General features: G+C 31.5%; 6 protein-coding genes. All 6 read left to right on the plus strand.

Annotated elements, in window-relative coordinates:
- Positions 1-247 precede the first annotated feature (247 nt).
- The 6 genes from QMG30_RS11190 (at position 248) to QMG30_RS11215 (ending at position 12,612) form a co-directional block, all read left to right on the plus strand.
- Positions 248-3,892, plus strand: coding sequence for a chondroitinase family polysaccharide lyase (locus QMG30_RS11190; protein ID WP_281815401.1), 3,645 nt, complete (start codon positions 248-250; stop codon positions 3,890-3,892).
- A gap of 274 nt (positions 3,893-4,166) precedes the next feature.
- Positions 4,167-6,359: a helix-turn-helix domain-containing protein gene (locus tag QMG30_RS11195; RefSeq protein ID WP_281815403.1), complete on the plus strand. Its 2,193-nt coding sequence runs from the start codon at positions 4,167-4,169 to the stop codon at positions 6,357-6,359.
- Positions 6,360-6,768: 409 nt separating this feature from the next.
- Positions 6,769-7,728 carry an ABC transporter permease gene (locus QMG30_RS11200; RefSeq protein ID WP_281815404.1) on the plus strand — a complete coding sequence of 320 codons (960 nt, stop codon included), beginning with the start codon at positions 6,769-6,771 and terminating at the stop codon, positions 7,726-7,728.
- A 16-nt stretch (positions 7,729-7,744) separates the two neighbouring features.
- The gene (locus tag QMG30_RS11205) at positions 7,745-8,632 is read left to right on the plus strand and encodes a carbohydrate ABC transporter permease (RefSeq protein WP_281815405.1); all 888 of its coding nucleotides are present in this window, start codon (positions 7,745-7,747) and stop codon (positions 8,630-8,632) included.
- An 82-nt stretch (positions 8,633-8,714) separates the two neighbouring features.
- Positions 8,715-10,331: an extracellular solute-binding protein gene (locus QMG30_RS11210; RefSeq protein WP_281815407.1), complete on the plus strand. Its 1,617-nt coding sequence runs from the start codon at positions 8,715-8,717 to the stop codon at positions 10,329-10,331.
- 22 nt (positions 10,332-10,353) lie between these two features.
- Entirely contained in the window at positions 10,354-12,612 is a 2,259-nt protein-coding gene (locus QMG30_RS11215) for a glycosyl hydrolase family 95 catalytic domain-containing protein (RefSeq protein WP_281815408.1), read from the plus strand.
- Positions 12,613-12,618: the final 6 nt, after the last annotated feature.

The raw sequence follows: 12,618 nt of genomic DNA on the forward strand, positions 1-12,618 counted from the left end.
TAATATAATCCCAAAAATTACATGAAATATAAGAAATGGTATATATTTGAAAAATGCACATAAAAAAATATTGCCATTAAATGCTGATTATTAATTTGCTTTTTGTACAAAAAGCAGATGAGTTGTAAAATAATGATTTATTTACTGTGGGATAATGCTTATAATTAAATGACTGATGTTGATTGTTTGTCATAAATAAACAATGAGAGATGATTGACAATTAAATGCTTATTAGGAGGTATTACAAATGAAAATTCTAGAAAAAGGGGTATTGTTTTTATTGTTGGTTAGTCTATGCCTAACGCAAGTAAACCCAATTCAGGCATCAGAATTGTTTAAACCGAAGTATGAAAAAGAGGCAAAGAAATTATATGATTTCGGTTTTGTAAAAGGTAGTTCGGACACAAGTATACAATTGAATTTAGATTATCCAGTAACAAGAGAAGAAGGAATAATAATAGCTCTAAGATTAAGTAACAAAGTTGAAGAAGTAGAGAAATTAACTGAAAATGAAGTCAGAACAGAAATGGACAAGTATACTGATGGAAATTCGGTATCTAAGTGGGCAGAAAAATATATTGCATATGCAATAAAAAAAGGAATCATATTTGATGATAAAATCGATCCTAAGAAAAATATTGAGGGTAATAGCTTTGCTTTTGCATTATTAAAACTTTTAGGATATGAAGAAGATATAAATGAAAGTAATGCTCTGGAAATATTAAAAGAAAAGAACGGATGGACAGATGATGAAAAGAAGAAATTTGATAAGATGTTGATTAGAGATGATTTGGCTTCACTGGTATACAAATCATTGAGCTTAAGAGACGTTAATGGTACATCAATTATAACCAATGTGATTGAAAAGAAAGCAGCAGAAACGAATACGAAATTATATACTTTTGAATCAGGTATACCAGAAGAACTGCAAGCTGACAGCAGTTCAAAAATGACATTAAGTGAGAAACATCATAAAGGTGGTTACAGATCACTTGAGTGGAATTATGAAAAAGGTTCCCAAATGGTTCTATCAACACCTATAGGATTTCAAGCTTTTGATGAGAGCTCTGGAAGTAATAAGCTGGATACTTTTGCTTTTTGGGTATACAATGAAAAACCTGTAGATGATGAAATTTTGATAGAATTCGGAAGAGGAGATGATATAGACTGTTCTTTCACATTCGGTCTTAATTTCAGTGGATGGCGTACAGCATGGGTTTCTTATGAAAGGGATATGCAAGGGAAACCACGAGAAGATATGGATACGATGAGAATAAAAGCTCCATCAAATGTAGAAAAGGGAACATTATATTTCGATCAGATAATATTAACTAATCCTGTGGATTCTAGACATCAGAATAGAGATTTTCAAGTGCCTTTTGTAAATGTAGAGGCTGATAATATGGCTAATAAGCATTGGGTATCACTATACAAATTCTATAATCTAGAAAGTAAGGAAGAATTACCAGAAGAAGTCACTAAGGAAGACATGGAAGCTTTTGATATGATTTCACAAAGACTATATGACAATCTATTCATTAAAAAGAATATTGATGAAAAGGCTATGAATAGTATTAGAAAACAATTCCATGCTTTCAACATAGTCAGAAAAGATAGTACTATAACAGGTAATTCAGTAGATCTACCATTTATAAAACAAATCTATCCTCAAGAATTATTGGATGCGGTATATATTGATCTGAAACACACTAACGTAAGAAAACAATACACAGATATCATGTTCAATATAGCTAATGCATATCATTCTACTGACAATCCAGAACATAAAGATGAATTAAGCAGTATATTCATTGATATGACAGAACATATGCTGGATCAAGGTTGGGAAGAGGGAAGTATACTTGGAACAGTCCATCACATCGGATACAATATGCGTGGCTACTATAATGCTGTTTTCCTTATGCAAAATCAGTTAAAAGAAGCAGGGTTATTGGATAGAGTGCAAAAATCCATATACTGGTTCACAGGTATGGGAAGAATATATGATTATGAGGACAAAGAGCCATGTAACGTAGATATATTGAACACTACAATACAAGGTATGTTGATAAGCATATTGGTGAAAGATGATACACCTGATAAGGTAAGAGATTTTCAAGGTTTCTCTGATTGGATGAACAGATGTATGAAAACAACACCTGGTTTGATTGGAGGATTCAAGGAAGATGGTTCAGGATTCCATCACAGAAATGGATATCCAGGTTATGCCAATCCTGCATTTAACGGTTTGACACCAGTTGTTTATTATATGAGTGGAACTAAGTACGGCTTGAAAGAAGAAGCACATGAACTGCTTAAAAAAGTGATAATGGTTACAAGACTATATACCAATAAATATCAGTGGTTGGTAAGTCTTTCTGGACGTGGCGTTGATGGAACTTCAAAAATAAATGATAAATGTTTTGGTTTTATGGCATTAGCAGGTATACCTGATGGTGAAGAAGAAATAGATCCAGAAGTGGCTGCTGCATATTTGCGATTGACCAATCTGGAAAAACCAAGTAAAACAGCGAAGATGCTACTGGAGATGGGTTATACTCCAGAAAATGACCCTAACGGAAACTGGACAATGAATTATTCCAACTTAGCATTACATAGAAGAGATGATTGGTTGGTAGGGGTAAGAGGCCATAGTAAATATCTCTGGGGTAATGAGTCATATACCAATTCCAACTTGTATGGACGTTACATCACATATGGACAAGTTCAGATAATGAGTCAAGGAGACCCAATCAACAATAAAGACAGTGGATACAATCCTAACGGATACAATTGGAATCGTTGGCCTGGTACAACAACTATCCAATTGCCAATTGAAGAACTCAAATCAGATGTCAAGAATCTTGATGAATTCTCAGGCTTTGAAGAAATGTTGATATCTGATGAATCATATTCAGGTGCCCTCAATATCGAAGGTGAGAATGGCATGTTCGCTATGAAACTTCATGAACACCCTAAATATGATGAATCACATAGAGCTAGGAAATCAGTATTTTTCTTCGATGACAGAATTATTCTATTAGGTTCGGATATTGAAAATAATGATAGTACACATAATACACAAACAACAATGTTCCAGAACTATTTGGCTGATAAGAATATGCCTATATGGGTTAACAGTAAAGAAAATATTACTGAATTCCCTTATGTTAAAGATTTGAAATCAGACGAAGATTTCTGGTTGATGGATAACAATAACAATGGATACTACATTCCTGAAGGTCATGAAATAGGAATAAGCCGCAGTACTCAAGACTCAAAGAATCATAAAAATGAGAAAGATACCAAAGGCGATTTTGCAACAGCTTGGATAGATCATGGAAAAGCTCCGAAAAACCAAGGCTATGAGTATGCGATTCTTGTGAAAACAGATGAAGAAAAGATAAATGATTTCACTAAGCAAATGAGTAATAGAGAAACAGCTTTATATACTGTATTACAGAAAGATAAAACCGCTCATATAGTCAAGGATAGATTGACGAATACAACTGGCTATGCAGTATTTGAAGCAAATGACAACATAGACAAAGGGATCGTTGAAGGTGTAGATACTCCAACTATGATTATGACAAAACAATCAAAAGATAATATGGTTCTTAGTATTGTTGATCCAGATTTGAGACTATATGAAGGAAAAGACGAAAGTCAGTATGATGAAAACGGAAATAGGAAAGAAGTAAGTATATATTCTAGACAGTGGTGCAAGAATGAAAGTGGAAGTTCAACAGTGAAGTTGATGTTAAATGGTGAGTGGAATCTTAGTTCTTCTTATGAAAACTGTAGATTATTAAGTAGCAAATCAGGAAAAACGGAATTAGAATTTACATGTAAAGATGCAAAACCTATAGAAATAGTACTAAATAAGAATTAATGAGTCTATAGACAGCTACTATGCAAAACTTATAAAAAAATAGATTTTTTTTTAACAAGTTAGGGCTTATAATCAATAATTATAACTCTATTCTTGTTTTTTTTGTGCATTAATGTTATTATAATATTTACATCAATTGACTATTTATAAAAAATACATAAATTATGCTATGTGACTATGTGGTATTATTTTACTATAAACGCTCCATCATTTTTTAAATCTACAATAAGAAGACAATTTGGCATATATAAAATTAAAGGATGTGGAAAGAACTATGGTACGTGGCAAATACAAGAAAAAATTAAATACAGTATTTTTACTTGTGTTTACGTTAATTATTTTAAGTTTTATGAGCATTTTCTTAAAAATAGTTTTCGATAACAGATCTAAAGAGTATGAAGCTACCATCATTAATACAATCAAAACAACACTTAATAACAGCCAAATAAAATTAGAGGTAATTAATAGTGCACTTGATTTAGTAACAGAGAGTGATGAAGCTAAGAGCTGGTCGGAAAGTGATAATAATGAGATGTTTTATCTTGGAGCATTAAAAATGCAGTATAAAATTAAAAAATCATCTTCTAAAGTGAATAATGTAAATTTCCAAATCTCAGCTACTTTTTTAGATGAAGATTCATTAGTTATTACACCTGTTTCCAGTGAAACAAAAGATTATTATTTTAATGAAAATCTTAATTTAAGTCAAAAAGAAATAAAGGAAATTTATAATCATTTTAATGAAAATTCTAGTTATATGGCTTTTACGATTAAAAATTCAAATGGTACTTCACAAATATGTTACATAACCAAAAAGGAATATAGGAAAAGAGATATATTGTATTTCACAACTATAAATTACAATTCTTTTGTTGAGGAAAATTTAGAGAATGATTGGTATTTATGTAATAATAGTGGTATATTCGCAATGAAAAATGATGCGAAAATACCATCAGATGAAATATTTAAAGCATTTCAGAATAGCGAATTGAAATCCAACAAATTTATTTATAAAGATAATAATGTATTCAAACAATCTTTTTATAACATAGATTGGATATTGCTTTATTCATATAAGGATAAGAATATTGATACTGCTATGATTTTTATATATTTTATGATTCCTTTTGTATTACTTACATTATTATCGATATTTCTATCAAGAATCATTACGAACAAATTGTATAGACCAATAAAAGAAGTTTTAGATGACTTTTTCTCTGATGATAGCAGTCAAAAGGATGTTGATGAATTTAAAATATTAAAGCAAAATTCTAATATGATAAAAAATCTCAATCAACAGTTGAAGGTAGCAATAAGTGAAAGAAATAATCTAATAGTCCAAAGGTTGAACAGAGATTTGTTGTTTGGTATAAACATCAATAAATCCATATACAAAGACCAACTAATGAAAGATGACAATTATTGTGTAGCGGTACTAGAGTTTCTCAATAATCCATATGAAGATGTAGGTGATAATATCTTCTTATATAAAAACGAAATTCTTGTATATACACAAGATGTTAATACATTGCGTTATGCAAATATCAATTATTATACTTGTGCCATCATTATCCAATGTGACCAAGTAAAAGATGCCATAACCATGATACATTCTCTTTTGGAGACAGTAGAAATTGATTATGATTATGATATAAGAGTAGCTATCAGTAATGTAGCCTATGGAACTAAAAAGATCAAAGAATGTTTTGAAGAAAGTAAAAAGATATTAGAATATAAGTTTTTATATAATCAAAGGACTATTTTGACAATGAAACAAATCAAAGAAGATTTAGACCAAAATTCGTATTATTATCCTTTGGTTATTGAGAATAAACTCATACACAGTGTACTTGGCGGAGATATAAATGCAGTAGAAATATTCAATGAGCTAATAAATGAAAATGGTGCGGGAGAAAAGTTATCACCAAAGGCTTTCAAAAACTTGATATTCGCCATTATTGGTACTATCAGTAGAATAGTTCAGGAATTGAAGATAGATTCTCATGTATTCCTAAAAGACAATGATGATTTTTCCACTCTCTCAGATCAATGGAATAGGAAAGATATTATACCAAAATTAAGAAACATTTTAGAAGAAATATTGTTGTATGTTAATAATAATAAAAAGGATAGTGAGAATTCAATTGCAGAAGAGATGCTGTCGTATATTCATGAATATTATTCGGAAGATATAATGTTAGTGGATATGGCAAAAAAAATGAATGTTTCTGAAAAATATTGCGGCATTTTGTTTAAAAAAGCTGTAGGAGACAATTATAAAAATTATTTAAACAATTACAGGATAGAAAAGGCAAAAGAGATAATGTATAGTAATACTAAAATTAAGGTTTCAACATTAGCAAAACAAGTTGGTTTCAATAGTTCTAATACATTTATCAGAGTGTTCACTAAGTACACTGGGATGACACCAAAAGCTTTTTCAGAACAAATTAAACAGCTATAAGATAGATAAGAGATATAGTAGATTAAATTCATGATGAAAATGGATATAAAATCAACTGTATCTCATTTTTTTTTGTCTATATTTTAATAATACAATAAATATTAATGAAGAAGAATTGATAGATTTATACAAAGAAAAATGTATAATTTCCTATTTATATATTAAAAAATAATTGAAAAGTAATAGAAAATAGATATAAAAATAACAAAATGTATATAGTTGAAAAATGCATATAAAAAAACTTTTTATATAATTAGTCTCTAAACAGATATGGTTTTGTATAAAAAGCAAATGGGTTGTAAATTGATGATTTATTTTTTGTTTAATATTATGTATAATCCTTTCATAAACAACTTTTGATTGTGAAAAATAAACAATTAAGAAAGGGATAAGAAAAGGAGACAATAATATGAGCAAAACAAGTAAGGCATTACCCATAAATAATAGAAGTTATGTCAAAAGCAGTAGTAAATTTTCTAAACGATTCAGGCGGGACTGGGATTTGTTCCTTTTATTATTGCCAGGTCTGATATGGTATATCATGTTTGCTTACAAACCTATGATAGGACTTCGAACAGCATTTTATGATTTCAATATATTTAAAGGCTTTTCTGGTAGTACATTTGTAGGATTAGATAATTTTATTCAGTTCATACAGGGTGCTGATTTCACAAGGACTGTGACAAATACATTAATGATTGCTTTTTGGCAGTTGGTAATTTGTTTCCCTATACCTATCATATTAGCAATAGCAGTTACGGAAATGAAAAACAAGGTTGTAAGTAAGATAACTCAAACGGCTACGTTCTTACCTTATTTTATATCGATTGTTGTGGTTTGTGGTATGACAATTAATTTCCTATCTCCAAGTACGGGAGTAATTAACTTCATATTACAGAAACTAGGGTTTGAACCTATATATTTCATGGTTAAGCCGGAGTATTTTAGAGGAGTTTACACTACGATGACTCTATGGAAAACTGCTGGTTTCAGTGCCATTGTTTATATTGCGGCGATTATGGGTATTGATCAACAGCTTTATGAAGCAGCAAAGGTTGATGGTGCAGGTAAATGGAAACAGATTAAACATGTAACCATACCAGGTATTTTGCCTATTGTTGTTGTTATGCTTGTACTGAATATCGGTAAAATGGTTAAAGTGGGATATGAAGCAATTCTACTTCTATATAAACCTACAACTTATAGTACTGGAGATGTAATCGCTACTTATGTATATAGAACGGGTATACAAAACGGAAATTATGGATTAGCTACAGCGGCTGGACTTTTTGAAGCATTTGTTGCATTGATATTGGTTGTCCTTGCAAATAAAATCAGTAAACGTCTTTCTGAGACATCACTTTGGTAGAGAAAGGAGATAAATCATGGCAAAATCAGATAAACTAGTTACTAGAAATGAAAAGATATTCAATGGTGTAATGACAGTTGTAGGAATTATCATATCAATTGTTGCTTTTTATCCAATATTTTATGTTTTGATCGCTTCATTTAGCAAACCTATTTTTGTTGAAAATGGAGATGTAATGTTTTGGTTAAAAGGTTTTAATTTTGAAAGTTATAAGCAAGCTTTTATGAAAGATGGTATTTGGATAGCGTATGGAAATACTATGTTTTATACGATAGCAGGTGTAGTCGTCAATATGTTTTTTACGACCACAATGGCATATGCTTTGTCAAGAGAAAGATTGATATTCAGAAAGTTCTTCACTCTAATGGCAATATTCACTATGTGGTTTAATGCAGGTATGATTCCACTATATATGGCTTTTAAAGACTATAATCTATTGGATACAAGAACAGCAATAATAGTGGGATTTGCAATTAATACGTACAATCTTGTAATAATGAAAAGTTTCTTTGAACAAATACCGAAATCTCTTGAAGAAGCAGCTTTCATTGATGGGGCCAATAATTTGAAGATATTTTCAAAGATATTCTTGCCACTATCAAAACCTGCTCTTGCGACAGTTGGTATGTTCTATGCGGTTACTAGATGGAATGGTTATTTCTGGGCAATGAATTTACTTCAAGATGATAATAAAGTACCTTTACAAGTTTTATTGAAAAAACTAATTGTAGATAAAGTGGCTAATGAAACGGAAGCTGCAATAGTAACAGCTAATTCATTATATTCGCCGACAACAGTCATATATTCAATAATTATCATAGCGATAATTCCTATGATGATAGCGTATCCTTTTGTACAGAAATATTTCAAGAAAGGTGCTACAGTTGGAGCAGTAAAAGGCTGATGTACATATGATTTTTCCATAACTATAAGAAAAACTTTAGTTATGAAGAAATAAATAACATTAAGAGAAAAGGAGAAGAATTATGAAAACAAAAAAAATATTAGCGATTTTGTTAACTTTTACTTTGATGGCAACATTATTTATTGGTTGTGGTAAAAAAGATGATAACGAAAAGGATACAGATACAAATACAAAAACAACAGAGAATAAATCGGGTGAAAAAGAATTGGAAGGAAGTTTAATCAGTTCTGAACCAAAGACATTTTCAATATTCCTCAATTTCAATAATATGCCTTTCAATCCAGAATGGCGTCTTTGGCAGGAAATTGCAGAGAAAACGAATATTTCTCTTGAAGGTGTGATTTCACAATCTAATTCTAATGAAGAAGAAGCTTTCAACTTAATGCTTTCATCAGGAAAACTTGCAGACATCATAGGATTTAAAAATCCAGCTGAACTAGAAAAATTAGGTCGTGATGGTGGTTTAGTGCCACTTAATGATTTGATTAAAGAACATGCTCCAAATATTCAAGCCGTTCTTGATAATGATGATAAGTTTAGACAAGGCGCAACAGCTCTTGATGGAAATATATATTATATACCTAAAAATCAAAGTCTGGTATCTGCTGAATTTTGGTGGGTTCGTCAAGATTGGCTAGATAATCTAGGTTTAGACGTACCAACTACAGTAGATCAATTATATGATGTATTGACAGCTTTTAAGAATAATGATCCTAATGGAAATGGTGAAGCAGATGAGATACCTCTATTCGATAGAGCTGGATGGAAAATGCCAGACGAATATTTATACTTATGGGATACAAGTACTGAATTCTATCCACGTGATGGAAAAATGACTTTTGAACCAATGGAAGAGAATTTCAAAGTAGGTGTTACTAATCTTGTAAAATGGTATAAAGAAGGATTGATCGACCCAGAAATACTAACACGTGGTGCAAAATCAAGAGATATACTATATAGTTCCAATATCGGTGGTATGACCCATGATTGGCCAAGTACAGGAAATTATAACAGAAGTCTTGCAGAAGATATACCAGGATTTAATAATGTAAGTATCGCTCCTCCTGCAAATCAAAATGGTGAAGTGATTGAAAGAACAACTAGATATCCAGGAGTAGGTTGGGGAATCTCTTCTCAATGTGAAGACCCTGTAACTCTTATTAAGTTCTTTGATTATATGTTTACAGAAGAAGGTTCAACTCTAATGAACTGGGGTATTGAAGGCGAAACATATACTGTTAATGATGATGGAACAAAATCTTATACAGATACAGTGCTTAATAGTGAACAGACACCTCTAGGATATTTACGTTCATTAGGTATTCAATATCGTATTGGTATGTTGCAAGATGCTGAATATGAATATGCTTTTATGACACCAGAAGCTAGTGCTGCAGCAAAATTATACAATAGTAATCCACAATGGTATAGAGAAGATATGCCTCCATATCTAGATGGTGAGTTAGGATTGAAATATTCTACTGATGATGAAGCAGAATATAAGAAAATCATGTCAGAAATTAGACCATATGTTGATGAAATGTTCCAAAAATGGTTATTGGGAGCGTCAGACTTCGAAAAAGATTATGATGGATTCATCAACGAATTAAAGAGTAGAGGAATAGAAAGAGCTATAGAAATCAACCAAACAGCTTATGATACTTTCTTAGGAAAATAATATGTGAGGGATGGAATTAAAGATGAAGCTTAGGTATAATAACTTTTCAGAAGACTGGAAAGAAGGATTGCTTATTGGTAATGGCAGACTTAACGGTATAGTATGGGGAAATAATGAAAAAGATATACTTAGTCTGAATCATGAATATCTATGGACTGGTAAGCATGGAAATAGAACAAATAGAACTTCATATGAGTACTTACCTAAAGTAAGAGAACTTCTAATAGAAAAAGATTACTTTAGAGCAACAGCCTTAGCTTCCTTGGCATTTGGTGGTAATGGGGGAATTTCCCCCTATCCACGCCAAGAAGATTCATATAAACCTGCTGGTGAATTAGTATTCAGATATGATAATCCACAAGGAAATTTTGTTGAAAGAATATTAGATATCCATAATGGTATAGCTAAAGTAGTTAGAAGAGATGTAGAATTAGAAGCTTTTGCTGATTGTGTAACAGGAATAATGGTCTCATCATGGAGGAGTACTAAAGAATTTGGCGGTACTCTTTTTTACGAAAGACAAGAAGATGAGGCAATAGAAGATATGAATATAGATGGAAAACATATAATTTACACATGTAAAATAGATTCAGTAAGTAGTTTTGAAGTTATTGTGAAAGTAGATACAGATGGCTTAATTGAATATGGTAATATGAGCATGCATATAGAAAATGCAACATACATAAAAACATTTATCAATATAGGAGTTTCTTATAAAAATATCGAAAAAGAACTTAATGATTATCCTTTTCCTACAGGGGAGATAAATGAACTGAAAGAAAATCATAATAAAAAGTTTTCTGAAGCGATGAGTAAAACAGATATTAATATAACTGATAACAAAACAGATGAATTATCTGATTTATATATAAATGAAAGAATTGAAAGAGTCAGAAAAGGAAATGAAGATGTTAATCTAATAGAGATATATGCAAAATTCGGTATATACCTAATGGTTTCAGGTTCCATCTGTGGAGAACTTCCATTGAATCTCCAAGGAAAATGGAACTGTGATATAATACCTCCGTGGTTCAGCGATTATCATTTTAACATCAATATACAGATGAACTATTGGTTCATAGAACAATTGGATTATCCGGAGTATTCAAAGCAACTATTTGATTATGTAAATAAGTTTGCAGAAAGTGGTAGAAGAACAGCAAAATCCTTATATGGTTGTAATGGTACTGTATTATCACTCAATGGAGATCATTGGGCTGTGTCTACTCCTGAGGCTTATAATTATGCTGCATGGATTGGAGGAGCCGCATGGATTGGACAACATTATTGGTGGCATTACCAATATAATGGAGATAAAATTTTCTTAGAAGAAGTAGCTTATCCTTTCTTCAAATCAACAGTAGATTTTTACATGGATTATATTGAGGTGGATGATGATGGTGTAGCGCAGATAATGCCAAGTCAGTCGCCTGAAAATCGTTTTGAGGGTACAGGTTATTTTCCAGTGAGTATGTGTATATCATCAGCTATGGATATACAATTAGCCTATGATGCCTTTACATATGCAATAGATGGAGCCAAAATACTAGATATTGATAAAGAAGAGTGTACTAAGTGGGAACAGTTAAGAAGTAGGTTACCTGATTTCAAAATTGGAAGTGATGGACGTCTATTAGAGTGGGATGATGAAGATAAGATGGAAGTGGAAAAAGGACATCGCCATTTCTCACATCTATATGGAGTATTCCCGTCTACACTGTTCAATCCGGTTAATAGAACCAATCAATTTGAGGCAGGAAGAAAATCATTAGAGTATAGACTAGCACAAAATGGTGGTGGAACTGGTTGGAGTAGAGCGTGGGCAGCATGTTTGTTTGCACGTCTACAAGATGGAGAAGAAGCTAATCACCAATTAAGTTATTTACTTACTGAGCTATCCTCTTCTGCCTTATTAGACCTACATCCTAGACCTCCAAGATGTACTGTAAGAAATGAAGATACTCAATTTGTTTTTCAGATAGATGGAAATCTAGGAGCCACAAGAGCAGTAATCGAGTGTATTGTACAATGCTATGAAGGAAAAGTATTTTTATTACCTTCACTTCCGAAGTCGTGGGAAAAAGGAAGTATCAGGGGAGTAAAAACAATAGGCGGTCACAAAATTAATCTTACTTATGAAAAAGGTAAAATAATGTCACTGGAAATTATAATGGGATTTAAAGAAAAGATTGTAATTGATAATAGTAAAGGATTAATAGAGAGCAGTAAAGAAGATATCGTTTTGCAAGGGAAAAAAGGTGAAGTTTACACTTTAGTATAAGCTGTT

The sequence above is a fragment of the Vallitalea longa genome (assembly GCF_027923465.1).
GTDB lineage: Bacteria > Bacillota > Clostridia > Lachnospirales > Vallitaleaceae > Vallitalea > Vallitalea longa.